This is a genomic window from Paenibacillus sp. FSL W7-1287, from assembly GCF_038004245.1.
GTDB classification, from domain to species: Bacteria; Bacillota; Bacilli; order Paenibacillales; family Paenibacillaceae; genus Pristimantibacillus; species Pristimantibacillus camelliae.
In genome coordinates this window covers 65,001-80,356 of the sequence record NZ_JBBORD010000002.1, presented here as the reverse complement: position 1 = coordinate 80,356, position 15,356 = coordinate 65,001, and the positions used below count along the sequence as shown (strand labels likewise).

6 protein-coding genes, 6 tRNA genes, 1 rRNA gene and 2 pseudogenes (1 of these 15 only partly in view) are annotated in these 15,356 nt (G+C 45.1%); 3 read left to right on the top strand and 12 right to left on the bottom strand.

All coding sequences use genetic code 11. The features are described from left to right. Positions 1-28: 28 nt before the first annotated feature. Positions 29-658 carry a hypothetical protein gene (locus NSQ99_RS20470; protein ID WP_251670219.1) on the top strand — a complete coding sequence of 210 codons (630 nt, stop codon included), beginning with the start codon at positions 29-31 and terminating at the stop codon, positions 656-658. An 83-nt stretch (positions 659-741) separates the two neighbouring features. Here the strand turns inward: NSQ99_RS20470 and NSQ99_RS23290 are convergent. The 3 genes and pseudogenes from NSQ99_RS23290 to NSQ99_RS20460 form a co-directional block, all read right to left on the bottom strand. Further along, positions 742-1,278: pseudogene (locus NSQ99_RS23290) on the bottom strand (SbcC/MukB-like Walker B domain-containing protein); the annotation flags it as partial. 1,058 nt (positions 1,279-2,336) lie between these two features. Further along, positions 2,337-3,936: pseudogene (locus NSQ99_RS23285) on the bottom strand (AAA family ATPase); the annotation flags it as partial. Position 3,937: 1 nt separating this feature from the next. Then, complete coding sequence (locus NSQ99_RS20460; RefSeq protein WP_340839217.1) at positions 3,938-5,095, bottom strand: exonuclease SbcCD subunit D; 1,158 nt, start codon at positions 5,093-5,095, stop codon at positions 3,938-3,940. Between the two features lie 486 nt (positions 5,096-5,581). On the opposite strand from NSQ99_RS20460, the gene NSQ99_RS20455 reads away from it, so the two are divergent. After that, positions 5,582-9,052 carry a sugar-binding domain-containing protein gene (locus NSQ99_RS20455; protein ID WP_340838904.1) on the top strand — a complete coding sequence of 1,157 codons (3,471 nt, stop codon included), beginning with the start codon at positions 5,582-5,584 and terminating at the stop codon, positions 9,050-9,052. A gap of 107 nt (positions 9,053-9,159) precedes the next feature. On the opposite strand, the gene NSQ99_RS20450 is transcribed toward NSQ99_RS20455, so the two are convergent. Continuing rightward, positions 9,160-10,005, bottom strand: coding sequence for an aminoglycoside 6-adenylyltransferase (locus NSQ99_RS20450; protein WP_340838903.1), 846 nt, complete (start codon positions 10,003-10,005; stop codon positions 9,160-9,162). 320 nt (positions 10,006-10,325) lie between these two features. On the opposite strand from NSQ99_RS20450, the gene yhbH reads away from it, so the two are divergent. After that, entirely contained in the window at positions 10,326-11,480 is a 1,155-nt protein-coding gene (gene yhbH / locus NSQ99_RS20445) for a sporulation protein YhbH (RefSeq protein ID WP_340838902.1), read from the top strand. 63 nt (positions 11,481-11,543) lie between these two features. On the opposite strand, the gene pdaA is transcribed toward yhbH, so the two are convergent. The 8 genes from pdaA to NSQ99_RS20405 form a co-directional block, all read right to left on the bottom strand. Continuing rightward, positions 11,544-12,311, bottom strand: coding sequence for a delta-lactam-biosynthetic de-N-acetylase (pdaA, locus tag NSQ99_RS20440; protein ID WP_445670572.1), 768 nt, complete (start codon positions 12,309-12,311; stop codon positions 11,544-11,546). 221 nt (positions 12,312-12,532) lie between these two features. After that, a tRNA-Pro gene (locus NSQ99_RS20435) sits at positions 12,533-12,609 on the bottom strand. A 5-nt stretch (positions 12,610-12,614) separates the two neighbouring features. Then, positions 12,615-12,689 (bottom strand) — tRNA-Gly (locus NSQ99_RS20430). A gap of 5 nt (positions 12,690-12,694) precedes the next feature. Then, positions 12,695-12,770, bottom strand: a tRNA-Thr gene (locus tag NSQ99_RS20425). Positions 12,771-12,774: 4 nt separating this feature from the next. Continuing rightward, positions 12,775-12,849, bottom strand: a tRNA-Glu gene (locus NSQ99_RS20420). A 118-nt stretch (positions 12,850-12,967) separates the two neighbouring features. Then, positions 12,968-13,058, bottom strand: a tRNA-Ser gene (locus tag NSQ99_RS20415). Positions 13,059-13,063: 5 nt separating this feature from the next. Continuing rightward, positions 13,064-13,139: transfer RNA gene (locus NSQ99_RS20410), tRNA-Asn, on the bottom strand. 151 nt (positions 13,140-13,290) lie between these two features. After that, positions 13,291-15,356, bottom strand: a 23S ribosomal RNA gene (locus NSQ99_RS20405) (it continues 993 nt past the right edge of the window).

Below are 15,356 nucleotides of genomic sequence, written 5' to 3'. Positions count from 1 at the left end.
TTAGAAAAAATCTATTGAAGGAGTAATCATGGAACATTCACATTCATCAAAACCAAATACACCAGATATTATTTCAGAACCAAAGCCGTCTAAGCCTCTTAAAGTTAAAGGGCGCTATACACCAAAATCAGCTCCTTCCGCTGAACAAACGAACGGTGATTTTATGACTGGATATCAAGCAGCTCCCGGACAATCGTCTTATGCTTCTGCTAATCCTTATAATGAACAAGGACAGGGTGGCTATCCGTCATCCCAAGAGCCAAGCGGTAAGCTTAAGCATTCCGGACTAGGCATTGCAAGCTTTATCCTTTCCATGCTCGCTTTACTTTCAACCGTTATTGGCTTTATCGTAATCTTTGCCAGCATCTTCGATATGAATGAGCAGGATATTTTACTTCTGCAAGACCCTGCTTATATCGAAGGCATTATAAATGGCTCTGAGTTCCCGCCCTTCTTCGTTTCTATTTTAATCGGCGGCCTACTAATGATGGGTACAGCAGTCCTATCTTTTATTGGTTTAATATTAGGTTTTATAAGCCTATTTATTAAGCAGCGCAAAAAAGTCTTTGGCATTCTTGGCACGATATTTAATGCCTTTCTATGCTTGGGAGGAATCATTCTACTGCTGCTGTCGTTCATTGGCGCATTTGCAGTATAATATAAGCAAATTGACACAGCTCGCGTTGTCGTTAACTCGACACTGAGCTGTGTCTTTTTATATATTTGAACCGTTTAGCTAGGTTACTTAATGATAAAGCTTGCCTTTGAGTAACCATCTGCTGTTTTATTAACTTCTAGGCAGGCAGGCAACGCATTTTTCAGCTCCTGAACGTGGGAGATAACACCGATCATTCGACCGGCACGCTGCAGATCAACTAATGTTTGGATCGCCTTCTGCAAAGACTCCTCATCCAATGAACCGAAGCCTTCATCAATAAACATCATCTCGATCGATACTCCGCCCTGATGAGACTGAATGACGTCTGTCATGCCTAAGGCTAAGCATAGTGCTGCATTGAACTTCTCACCGCCAGACAAAGTCTTTACATCACGAACTTGCCCTGTATACGCATCATATACATCCAGCCCTAAGCCACTTTGCTTTCCGTGTGTTTCCAGTCGATCACTTCTACGCAGCTCAAACTGACCATTAGAAAGCTTACTAAGCCGTAAATTCGCCATCACAAGAATTTGCTCTAAATAATCGATAAGAATATACCGTTCAAACGACAGCTTTAAAGGATTATCACCTTTCATCGTCGTAAACAAGTCACTTAGCAGGCTCAGCTGGGCCTCAAGCTCCTGAAGCTGACCACTATAGCTTTGAATGCGTTCGATGAAACGCTGTAAATCTGCAAAGCAGCGCTTATGCTCTGCCTCGTCGGCCAATAGCTGCTCAAAAGTTTGCTGACTGCTTTCGTATTGCGTCTGGAGTGACTCGATCTCCATATATTCGAGTTTACCTGCCAGCTCCTGTTGTAGCAGCTCTAGCTCATTGTTAAGACGAGAAAGCTGCTGCTCATATTGCTCTACTGCAGTTCTTAGCTGCTTAAGCTGATCCATTGTTAGCTTCGCGCTCATGTAATGAGCTTGATCCGCAAATCCAGACTCCTCAAGCTGCGTCTGCAGACTTTGCAAGCTCTCCTCCAGCTCTTTCTGCACTCGATCAACGAGCTGCTGCTGACTCTCAATCTGCGCAAGGACCGTTGTGTGCTGCGTAACAACGGCTTGGTACCGATCACTCGCTGCCTTCCACTGTGCTTGCAGCAGCGAAACTTGCTGGCGCAGCTCGTCCAGCTTCTGCTCAAGCCTACGGTTATCCTGCAGCTGCTCGGGCACCCGCTCGGCAAGCTGCTTTATCGTCGCTTCGATGGTCGTTTGTTGAATGGTGACCTGCTGCAGCTCAGTGACGAGACGATCACGTTCTAGCTCAAGCTTATGCAGGCTCTGCTCTAGCAGCACAAGCTCCTGCTTTTGCTTCATCGTCTGTTCCATAGTCAACTGTAGTTCAGCAGACTGATCCTTTACCGATTTCCATTGTTCTCGTAGCTTCTTCTGAGCATCTTGCAGCTTACTGAATACGAGATTGAAATCATCATACGGTGCGAATGGCTCCAGCTCACTTTCACTTGCAGGGGATTCCGACTTATCCAGCGACTCCAATGATTCCAATGAGTCTAATGAATCCAGTAGCTCAAGCTGCTTCAGCTGAGCTATAAGCATATGACGCTTTGCGCTGCATTCCGCTTCGATTCGCTGCTGAACCTGAAGCTTCTGCATATGGACAGCCTTAGCCTGCTCTAGCTGTTCCTTTGAAGGTAGCTGCACGAGCTGATTGGCTTTATTCGGATGCTGCTCACTTCCGCATACGGGACAAGGTTGTCCGTCATGCAGATGCATCGCTAGCTGACTAGCCTGACCATTCAGCCATTGCTGCTCTAGCTCTTCCAATGCTGTGAAGGCATGCTTAACGGCAGCTGATGCTTCGCCAATTTGCTGCTCTAGCTCTAGCAGTGCCGCAGTTTCCGTGACAATAGTGCTGATTTCTGTTCCTTGCTTTTGAATACTCTTCAGCTGTGCTTGCAGCTCGGCATATCGCACAGCGTCCTGCTCACGAGCCTCAAGCAGCTCTGTCAGCTCAAGCTTTCGTGCTTTCGCCTGCTGAAGCTTCAGCGCTTGCTCCGCTTGCTCTCGTTTTACGTGCTCTACACGCTGCTTTGTCTCGATCTCCTGCTCAGCAAGCTGCTTAAGCTGCTTAACTAGCGGAGCCAAGCCTTCTAATTCATGCAGTTCTAGCTGCTGCGCCGTACGCTTAGGTTCAAGCTGCTGCTGTGCCTCCCATTCCTGCTGAGCCTCTTGCAGCTCGGCATTCAGCTGGAGCTTACGCTCTAATAATTGTCGTAATCGCTCGGTACCTTCATCAGCCTGCTGCTGGGCACGCAGCCAGCGGCTCTCAAAGGGCTCGACGAATCTTGCCTTTTCACCTTCAGCAAGCTTTTTCTTCATCGCCTCAATCTCAGCTGCCCGCTCCTGAAGCAAGCCATGCTCAGCTTGCTTTGAATGCAGCTGCGTAAGCTTACCGTTGTGCTGCTGTGCTTCTTGTAGTGCTTTGCGAGCTGAAGACAGCCTTTCTGCTTGTTCTATCTTTTTTTGATCGATCTCTTGCTGGAGCTGCTCATATGCAGCCTTTTCTTCTTGTAAGGCCATCAATACTTGATAGCTGTTTTGCTGCTCCTGCTTGTACACTTCCTCCAGCTGACTACCTTCTCTTAGCGGCAGCTGCTCGGCAATTGACTGCAGCAGCGAACGCTGAGCATGCTGCTGATCACGAAGCTGCTCCTGCAGCTGCTTCGTTTGCTGACCGACGAGCTGCTCCAGCCGCTCGAATTTCTCTGTGCGAAAAATTTTACGCAATATTTCTTCTTTATTATCTGTGCTCGAGGTGAGGAGTTTTCGGAATTCCCCCTGTGGGAGCATCACAATTTGGATAAACTGATCCTTCGTTAAACCAATTATTTCTGTAATGCGTTGATCAACATCTCGAATAACGAAGCGATCAGCTGCCGGGACTTCCCCTTGATCCGTTAGCTCAAACAGCTCGATTTTTTCACCGGTTTCACTTTTATTGTTACCTTTTCTATGCTTCATCTGTCTAAAAATGCGATAGGTTTTGTCACGAACTGCAAATGTCAACTCGACAGATGTATGCGTCGCTTCATCAGCAAAATGACTCCGCAGCATACGAGTTTCCGCTCGGTCCTCACCGCTAGCAGCGCCATACAGCGCAAAGCATATTGCATCAAATATCGTCGTTTTACCAGCTCCAGTATTTCCAGAGATGACGAATAGTCGATGATCCCCTAAATCGCGAAAATCAATAACTTCTCGCTCACGATAGGGTCCAAAAGCTGTCAGTATTAGCTCTAATGGTCTCATACTACTCCCCACTCTCCTTCACAAGCTGCTCATAGGCACTAGCGAACAGCTTTTCCTTATCAGCAGACAGCTCCACGCCCCGTACTTCCTCATAGAATGCTCGAAACAGCTCAAGCGGCTTTAGCTCCTGCTTCGTAACGACAGAAGCTCGCTCCTCTCCTTCTATGGCATTAGCATGTCGATGCGCTACACGCTCCACATGCATCGCATTAGGATAAACCGCACGAATTTTCTCCATCGGAAATAATACTGGATTCTCATCTGTTAAGGTTACGTACACATAATCATCATTGCGTTCATGACGCTCAATCTCATCCATTGTCCCAACAACGCGTCTCATATCCCTTCTTGCAGGAAGTGCAGCCTTTTCAATGCTAATATTTGTTTTCCCAAGCTCGACGATGAGATAGCCCTTGTTATGCTTTTCCTCTGATATTGAATACTTAAGCGGAGAACCAGAATAACGAACGTGCTCGAGACCAACATGGTGCGCCTGATGCAGATGCCCAAGTGCTACATAATCAAAGGCTTCAAGCAGCTGTGCACTTACATATTCTGCTCCACCGATAGACAAAGGTCGTTCTGCGTCACTCGTATTCTCTGATGCTTCACCATATGCCGTTACGAATGCATGTCCAACGAGAACGTGTCGGGCATTCGGATCCCAGCGTTCAACAATATGCTGAACGATCGCCTCCATCGCCTCTTGGTGGCTGCGAATATCATCTTGCCCTTGCAAATATCTGACGATAGAAGGGTCAGCATACGGAATTAAATAAAAATGAACCTCTCCGTCAGCATCTTGCATTACGACGGGTTCGATTGGGAATCTTAGCTGGCCGCTCATATAAAGCTGGTTACGCTCCATCAGCTTTACTGCAAAATCAATCCGATCTGGACTGTCGTGATTTCCTGCTATTGCAAGCACTGGCACCTCAAGCTCCAGTACAATTCGCTCTAATGTTTTATTCAGCAGCTCGACTGCTTCTGTTGGAGGGATCGCTCTATCGTACAGGTCACCAGCGATAATTACCGCATCAGGTTTTTCCCTCTCTATTGCTTCTATAAAATGATCAAGCACTGCAGCTTGATCTTCCGTCATATATACACCTTGAACGAGCTTTCCTAAATGCCAGTCTGCTGTATGAAATAGTTTCATCATGACACCCCTTCTAATCATTTTTCATAATTTCATATTTCTCTTATCATTTAAGTTTACCATCCCGCCTATAACACTTCTACTATCGGATATGAACCTATTGTTTCATTTTTGTTTCATTCATCTATCAATTTGACTATAAAGATTGTTACTAGTGGAAGTATAAAAACGATCATGATATGATTGCATTGAACTGTAGGAAAGCATTTACATCATTAGGCTTCATAGTGGACACTGACATAGCTTTACTCAGCCTATCTCAAGAGCGCTAAGCTAAATTGGCTAATACAATCTAATGCAATAATATGTCATTCCAAACGATATAACTATTATGAATGTTATGCTGATGCGTAGATGTACACGCGATCAATCGTACAAGCAGCATGGCACTGAAGCAGACTGCTGTGATCGCTGCATAAACAATTCACTACAGTAATCAATCTCATGGTGTAATTGCAACTATTGATGTGAAGGAGCGCTGCTCATATGAGTAAAAAGCAATTGTTCAACAATGACTGGTCTTTCTCGAAGCAACCACTAGATACTGGCCTTGAGGCTGCGCTGGCAGCAGATAACTGGATGGCGGTAACACTGCCGCATGACTGGCTGATCTACGATAGCAACAACCTGTACGAAAACGGTGAAGGCTGGTATCGTAAAACGCTTTATATGGACAAGCTGTCACAAGAAACGATCACTTCCTTGTATTTTGAAGGCGTCTATATGGATAGCACGTTATATGTTAATGGACAAGCGGTCGGAGAGTGGAAATACGGCTATTCTAGCTTTGAGATGGATATTACATCTTATCTTATCCAAGGGAATAATGAGATTCTCGTTAAAGTCGTTCACCAATCTCCGAATTCTCGCTGGTATTCCGGTGCCGGGATTTATCGTTCTGTCTGGCTTATTGAAAAGCCTGTAACCCATCTGCCAACGCACGGTGTATATATAGCGACAAAACAGCTAGACGACAGCTGGCTTGTTGATATTGATACAGAGGTTTACTTTGACACGGCAGTAAGCAAGGACTCTGCCTACCGTATTGATCAGCAGCTGCTTGATGCAGATGGAAAACTCGTTGCACAGCTAAGCACACCGCTTACTGCTGCAGCAGGGGAAACCATTACTGCTAAGTCTGAGCTTCAAGTAGCAAGCCCTAAGCTATGGAGCATCGGGGCTGGAAATCTATATACACTATCAACCTCCTTGTATCGTGACGAGCAGCTGCTGCAAACGGATTCTGAGAAGTTTGGCTTCCGTACGTTGCACTTTACAACAAACGATGGCTTTTTCTTAAATGGCGAGTATGTCAAAATTTACGGTGTATGCCAGCATCATGATTTGGGTGCACTCGGCGCTGCGGTTAATCGTAAAGCGATGAGACGACAAATAGAGCTGTTAATCGAGATGGGTGTCAATGCGATTAGAACAGCACACAATATGCCTGCGGTTGAGCTGATGGAGCTTGCCGATGAGATGGGCGTACTTATTTGCTCAGAAGCATTCGATATGTGGGAACGACCGAAGACGCCTTATGACTATGCACGCTTCTATCCAGACTGGTGGCAAAAGGATATAAACAGCTGGGTTCGACGCGACCGCAATCATCCAAGCCTTATTATGTGGAGTATTGGAAATGAGATCTATGATACACATGCAAGCGAACGAGGCCAAGAGCTTACGCGTGAGCTAATGGAGCTAGTAGAGCAGCTGGATTATAAGCGTAATGCTGTCGTAACGATCGGCTCTAACTTTATGCCGTGGGAAAATGCACAAAAATGCGCTGATATCGTAAAAGTCGCTGGCTACAATTATGGTGAGAAATACTACGATCAGCACCATGAGGAGCATCCTGACTGGATCATCTACGGCAGTGAGACAGCTTCTGTTGTGCAAAGTCGCGGTATTTACCATTTCCCACTTGCTCAGGCTGTGCTTGCTGATGACGATGAACAATGCTCTGCACTAGGCAATAGCTCGACAAGCTGGGGAGCGAAAAATACGGAGGCCTGCATTATAGCAGACCGCGATGCGACCTATTCATTAGGTCAATTCATATGGACTGGCTTTGATTATATCGGAGAGCCAACGCCATATCATACGAAAAATTCATACTTCGGACAGCTTGATACTGCCGGATTTAAAAAGGATTCCTTCTATATCTATCAGGCTGAATGGACTGACTATCGCGTAAGTCCAATGGTTCATATATTCCCTTATTGGGACTTTTCTGAAGGGCAACTGATTGATGTTCGCGTTTGCTCTAATGCACCGAAGATTGAGCTGTTTTTCAACGATCAATCTCAAGGAATTGTTCATATCGATCATAAGCACGGGCAGAAGCTGCTTGGCGAATGGCAAATCCCTTATCAGAAGGGTGTATTAAAGGCAGTTGCTTACAACGAGTATGATGAGGTTATTGCGACGGATACACAAGCCTCCTTCGGGGATGCTGTGAAGCTAGTTCAGCAGACCAATGAACAAACACTAGCTGCAACAGGCTCTGACTTAGCCTTTATTGAGATAAGTACAGTCGATGAGCACGGATTACCTGTTCAGAATGCGAACAATCGCGTTCATGTTACCATTGACGGACCTGGTCGACTTGTTGGACTAGATAATGGTGACAGCACAGACTACGACTCCTACAAAGGTACAAACCGTAGATTGTTTAGTGGGAAGCTGCTCGCAATTGTAGCAAGCACACTAGAGCCTGGTGAGATTACTGTTACAGTAGCATCTAGAGGACTTGAAGCAAGTAAGCTTACGTTGGTAAGCAAGCCTGCTCCGCAGCAATCTGCAGAACAGCAAGTAGATACACTCTATGCGTACGCGGAAGCCTTTGAGCATGATTTCTCGAAAAGCAGCATTCAGCTGGAGCAAGACGAAGTTCCAGTACGTAAAATCGAGATCATCGCTCCTCAAGGAACAACGATGAATCCTGAGCTGCGCTCACTTCCTGTCGAGATCAAGCTGCATCCTCACAATGCAACGTATGAGGATGTAGAATGGCGTCTAGCCAATGCAGCAGGTGTTGATGCCAATATGGCAAGGCTTGATGTTAATGGCGCTCATGCGACGATACATGCGCTTGGCGATGGTGAATTATATATTCGCTGCGGCATCAAGAACGGAAAAGATAAGCTGCAGCATTACTCCCTGCTCGAGTTCTCGATTAGCGGTACTGGACAGGCGTTTATTACACCTTATGAATTCGTCTCTGCTGGCTACTACAGTGATCGCAGTACGAATCTTACGATGGGTAATGAGCGTGGTGTCGCAACTGCTCGTGATAGCGAGAGCATTATCTGCTTTGAGAAAATTGATTTTGGTAGCTTTGGCTCTGATGAAGTAACGTTGCCTATCTTCTCGCTAGATAGTGATCCATTCACGATGGAGCTGTGGGAAGGCTATCCTACAGATGAAGGGGCAACACATCTTGGTACGTTAAGCTATGACAAGCCGACGAAATGGAATGTTTATCAGGAAGAAACCTATAAGCTGAATAAGCGACTTAAAGGAATAACTACATTATCACTTGTTCTTAATCGAAAAATTCATCTTAAAGGCTTCCAGTTCACCAAGCTTGAGAAAGCATACCAGCAGCTTCGTGCACTAGATTACGATCAGCTATATGGTGACTCCTTTACGATTACAGAGCATGCCATTGAGAATATAGGAAATAACGTCTCTATCATTTTTGATGATATGAACTTTGTAGAAGGTGCAAGCAAGCTTACGATATGTGGACACTCTCCAATCGACAAAAATACAATTACGATCATCATGAGCGGTGACCAGGGCGACAGCAAGCAAATGGTTGAATTCACTCATTCAGATGATTATATTACGCGTACCTATGAGCTTCAGCCGGTAGAAGGAAAGCAAAAGATTATGTTCGTGTTCCTGCCAGGCAGTCAATTCGACCTGAAGTGGTTCAAATTTGAAGCGTAATATCAATAGATATTACTTTTGCATAGTCTTAATAAACATGCAGGCAGCTGTTATAATCAGCTGCCTGCATGTTTTAGTTTCGGTACACTTGCAATAGTATGAAATCTCTAGTGTATTTCACCTTTGATTTTGTTCAAATAGCCTCTCATTTCGTTTTCTTCGTATTGATTGTAGTTATATCTACTGTTGTCCGCAACGTGAACGGCAGCGATATGGAATAAGTCACAGGCAGTGTAAACCGATGTCCAGAGATTGTCGCAATTAGCATCAGAGTAAGTTTTTAAGTACATTTTATATAAATGAGCAGGGAGGTAATTCTTGAAGTATTTACCGAACTTTCCGGCAGAGACTGAAAAGTCGTTATTTACGCCAATATACCACTCCAGCATTTTGTTAAGCATATCCCTTACATATTCATTAAACATTTTCATGGCGTATGGCAGTTCATTCCTAGCTATACCTTTACCAACATTGTTTAAGCACCACCAGAACTCATTACAGCAATCTGCAAAGAGTTTTTCAGTCGGATGCTTAATATGCCAGTGTTTGTCACTAGGAGTTGGTAGCTGTGGTAGATAGTTGTCCTTGTCCAAAAGAGTAATAGCAGGTTCTCCGTCATCTATATAAGGTGTATATTCTATGCTGAGGTCAATACGATTCCCATCTTCAAATATCATTAAGTATATAAAATGACCGTCACCAGTGTTGGGGAGTAAAGTCATGTTTTCAGGCATCTGCATCATAACCGGTTTACCAAAGTGCTCATTAATCCATTCAATATTATTGTAAAATGGCTTTACATCCTTTACAAAATAGGTAATGTCATAATCTTGGTATTTATCTCTTGGCACACTTGGGTTCGCCCGAGAACCAAGCATCAGGACTGCCCTAATACGTTCATCTTTCTTAGCAACACTAATTATCAGATCCATCATTTCCTGCTCACTTCGCATAACTACTCCTCCCTTGTGGCAACTCCGAAATTATTATTCGATAAGTACGCTCCTACTCCTTTACTATGTTAGTTCTAATTATATTAAAATTTCCAGATAATTTGTTAACTTCAAGATCTACTGACAAGCTGTAGTTTTGCCTTCAAGCGAACAATATTATCATGAGCGACCCTCATTCCGTAGGAATGTTCGAGCGAATGATAATATTGTGAGCATCCGAATGTTCGAGTAAATCATATGTTGTAATCATTCTAATCATCATACATGCTTCTTTCACGCATACAATGAATACATAAAAGACGTAAAAGAGGTGACCTCGTATGAAGCAGCTACCGTTATTTGTCGTTTCACGAGAAGACTGGTCATTGCACCGTAAAGGCTATAATGATCAAGCTAGACATCAAGAGCGTGTGCGAGAAGCTATCAAGAACAATTTACCTGATCTTGTATCCGATGAAAGCATTATATTGTCAGATGGACGGAAAACCGTTAAAGTTCCAATTAAAAGCTTAGATGAGGCACGTTTTATTTATAATTACAATAAAAAGAAGCATGTTGGTCAAGGTGATGGAGATTCACAGGTTGGTGATGTACTTGGTGTAGATCCACAAGCAGCTAAAAAGCCTGGAAAAGGTCAGGATGCCGGAGATCAACCAGGAGAGGACGTATACGATACTGAGATTAGCATCGATGAGCTGGAGGATATGCTTTTTGAAGAAATGGAGCTACCAAACCTAGAGGAAAAGCAAAAGGACCAGCTGCAAACCTCAGAGGTTGTGTTTCATGATATACGTAAAAAAGGCATCATGTCGAATATCGACAAAAAAAGAACCCTGCTTGAAAATCTAAGGCGGAATGCCAATGCAGGTAAAAAAGGAATTGGCGGGATCTCTCCGGATGACCTAAGATATAAAACTTGGACAGAAATTGTTAAGCCACAATCGAATGCAGTCATTTTTGCTCTTATGGATACATCCGGTTCAATGGGGGCTTTTGAAAAATACTGCGCTAGAAGCTTTTTCTTTTGGATGTCGAGATTTTTACGCAGAAAATATGAGCATGTTGAAATCATATATGTTGCCCATCATACAGAAGCTAAGGAAGTCTCCGAAGAAGATTTCTTTTCGCGCGGAGAAAGCGGCGGAACGATATGTTCCTCAGCATATCAAAAAGCACTAGACCTCATTGATGAGCGTTACCCTATACAGCTGTGGAATATTTACCCCTTCCACTTTTCGGACGGTGACAATCTTACATCAGATAATGAGCGGTGTGTACGCCTAATCGAGAAGCTTATGCAGCGCAGCAATATGTTTGGCTACGGTGAGGTTAATCAATATAATCGAAACAGTACGTTAATGAGTGCATATAAGCATATCTCTAATAAGAAGTTTAAACACTTCATAATTCGTGAAAAGGGCGAAGTCTATAAAGCACTCACTCATTTCTTTGCGAAACAGCCTGCGCAACCATAAAAAAGATGCCAGTAAAGCTAACGTGTTAATTGAGCAGCGTTAAGATTTACTGGCATCTTTAATTTAAAATGTAAACGGTAGAAGCTGCTCCGCCATAAGTGTATCCAAGCTCTCGAATTCATATCCCTTTGCTCGAGCGTCATCGATAACTCTAGGAAGTGCAGCTGCATTATCACTTGATACAGAGTGGATAAGCATAATGCTGCCAGGATGCAGCTGCTTCATGATTTGCTGATAAGCGTATTCTCCACCCTTCTGATTGTTAACCTCCCAATCCTTGTAAGCAAGTGACCAAAAAACACTCGTATACCCTTCTTCCCGACTTACAGCGAGTACACGATCGCTAAAAATTCCACGTGGTGGTCTTAAATATTGCATTGATTTCTGACTGGAAATTGCAGCCACTCCATCCCTAACTTTTGCAAGCTCCTGTCTAATCTGATCATTACTCATCGTTGTCATATCCGGGTGACTCCACGAGTGATTACCAATAATATGGCCTTCATCAACCATTCTTTTTATTAAGTCCGGCTGATCCTGTATATAGTGGCCAGTTACAAAAAAAGTAGCTGGGACATTTTTTTCTCTAAGCGTATCCAATATTGGAGCTGTAAAACCATTTTCATATCCATTATCAAAGGTTAGATACAACACCTTCTTTGTTGTGTTTCCTAAAAATAGTGCATCATTTTTTTGTATAATGTTTGAAAAGCCTTCTTGCTCGATCGATGGCAGATTTCCACCAATGCTGCGCTTAAAGCCAAAATGGAAGGGCTTTTCTGTTTTAGCCGCTGCGTTAACATCCCAATCAATCAGAACAACAACCATCATAGCTGCAGCAAGCAATATGCTCATCAGCTTTATTGTATACTTCACCTTCATTCCTCCAATTGCCCTATTTGTTGTTAGCATGCCCAAATAAGGATAAAAGATTCATGGGAGGATCGAATTTACTCTATCGTTTACAGACAGCGACGAATAGACTAGTAATTCGAAGTATGAATTTAAAACAAAAAAACTTTGCAGTGATCTGCAAAGTTAATATGTAATGATGGTCGGGATGACACGATTTGAACATGCGACCCCTTGGTCCCAAACCAAGTGCTCTACCAAGCTGAGCTACATCCCGATGTATGGAGCGGAAGACGGGAATCGAACCCGCGACCCTCGCCTTGGCAAGGCGATGCTCTACCGCTGAGCCACTTCCGCAAAAATGGTGCCGCCTAGAGGACTTGAACCCCCAACCTACTGATTACAAGTCAGTTGCTCTACCAATTGAGCTAAAGCGGCAATTTGGTGACCCGTAGGGGATTCGAACCCCTGTTACCTCCGTGAAAGGGAGGTGTCTTAACCCCTTGACCAACGGGCCTTGCTTTATGTAATTCTATCAATTTCACTGCTTTTATTTCAGCGACAAGAGATATAATATCATCTCTAAACTATTAAATCAAGTCTTTTTTTAATAGTTTTTTTAGCGAAGAAAAGCATGGCGGAGAAGGTGGGATTCGAACCCACGCACCACTTACGCAGTCTAACCCCTTAGCAGAGGGTCCCCTTGAGCCACTTGGGTACTTCTCCATGAATGGCTCCCCGAACAGGACTCGAACCTGTGACAACTCGATTAACAGTCGAGTGCTCTACCAACTGAGCTATCAGGGAACAAATGCTCAAAATATATTTGAGCTTTTCAAGGTTTGAACCTTGAAAACTGGATATGAAAGTTGTGAATCTCCAAAGGTAAATCAAGCAGAAGCGTAATGCTTCCGATGTGACTTATGAACCTTCGCTTGCGCTCCGTATTCAAAGTCTGTAGGATAAGCCCTCGACCGATTAGTACTGGTCAGCTCCATGCATTGCTGCACTTCCACCCCCAGCCTATCAACCTCGTCGTCTTCAAGGGGTCTTACTAATTGGGAAATCTCATCTTGAGGGGGGCTTCACGCTTAGATGCTTTCAGCGCTTATCCCTTCCGTACTTGGCTACCCAGCTATGCTTCTGGCGAAACAACTGGTACACCAGCGGTACGTCCATCCCGGTCCTCTCGTACTAAGGACAGCTCCTCTCAAATTTCCTACGCCCGCGACAGATAGGGACCGAACTGTCTCACGACGTTCTGAACCCAGCTCGCGTACCGCTTTAATGGGCGAACAGCCCAACCCTTGGGACCTACTTCAGCCCCAGGATGCGATGAGCCGACATCGAGGTGCCAAACCTCCCCGTCGATGTGGACTCTTGGGGGAGATAAGCCTGTTATCCCCAGGGTAGCTTTTATCCGTTGAGCGATGGCCCTTCCATGCGGTACCACCGGATCACTAAGCCCGACTTTCGTCCCTGCTCGACTTGTAGGTCTCGCAGTCAAGCTCCCTTATGCCTTTACACTCTTCGAATGATTTCCAACCATTCTGAGGGAACCTTTGGGCGCCTCCGTTACTTTTTAGGAGGCGACCGCCCCAGTCAAACTGCCCGCCTGACACGGTCCCTTCACCAGATTCATGGTGACAGGTTAGAACTCCGATACGATCAGGGTGGTATCCCAACGGCGCCTCCACACATGCTGGCGCACATGCTTCATAGGCTCCCACCTATCCTGTACAGATCGTACCAAAGTCCAATATCAAGCTACAGTAAAGCTCCATGGGGTCTTTCCGTCTTGTCGCGGGTAACCTGCATCTTCACAGGTATTAAAATTTCACCGGATCTCTCGTTGAGACAGCGCCCAATTCGTTACGCCATTCGTGCGGGTCAGAATTTACCTGACAAGGAATTTCGCTACCTTAGGACCGTTATAGTTACGGCCGCCGTTTACTGGGGCTTCGGTTCATAGCTTCGGGTTACCCCTAACCACTCCCCTTAACCTTCCAGCACCGGGCAGGCGTCAGCCCGTATACTTCGTCTTACGACTTCGCACAGACCTGTGTTTTTGCTAAACAGTCGATTGGGCCTTTTCACTGCGGCCCCCTCGGGCGATTAACCCTACCGGGGCACCCCTTCTCCCTAAGTTACGGGGTCATTTTGCCGAGTTCCTTAACGAGAGTTCTTCCGCGCGCCTTAGCATGCTCTGCTCGCCTACCTGTGTCGGTTTGCGGTACGGGCACCTAGATCTCACTAGAGGCTTTTCTTGACAGCCGGAGCTCATGACCTTCGCTACTGTAATTTTCACTCCCCATCACAGCCCAGCCTTATAGCCAGCGGATTTTCCTACTGACAAGCCTCACTGCTTGGACGGACTATTCCATCAGTCCGCGTCACTACCCTTCTGTGTCACCCCATTGCTCAAACAACCTTCGGTGGTACAGGAATTTCAACCTGTTGTCCTTCCACTACGCCTTTCGGCCTCGCGTTAGGTCCCGACTTACCCTGAGTGGACGAGCCTTCCTCAGGAACCCTTAGGCTTACGGCGGACAAGATTCTCACTTGTCTTTTCGTTACTCATACCGGCATTCTCACTTGAATACAGTCCACCAGTCCTTACGGTCTGACTTCAATCCATATTCAACGCTCCCCTACCCAAGTCGCAGTCTTCACTTCCCCTTCGATGATTACGTGCTTAGCCCAAGGAAGCATTTAGTCGAAATCTTTTAACAACCTTTCGGTTGATTTCGACAAATTCCTCGTTGCTAATCACTCATTCAAAGAAGTAGTGAAGACTACGACATGCCATAGCTTCGGTGGTGTGTTTAGCCCCGTTACATTTTCGGCGCAGAGTCACTCGACCAGTGAGCTATTACGCACTCTTTAAATGGTGGCTGCTTCTAAGCCAACATCCTGGTTGTCTGTGCAACTCCACATCCTTTCCCACTTAACACACACTTGGGGACCTTAGCTGATGATCTGGGCTGTTTCCCTCTTGACAATGGATCTTAGCACTCACTGTCT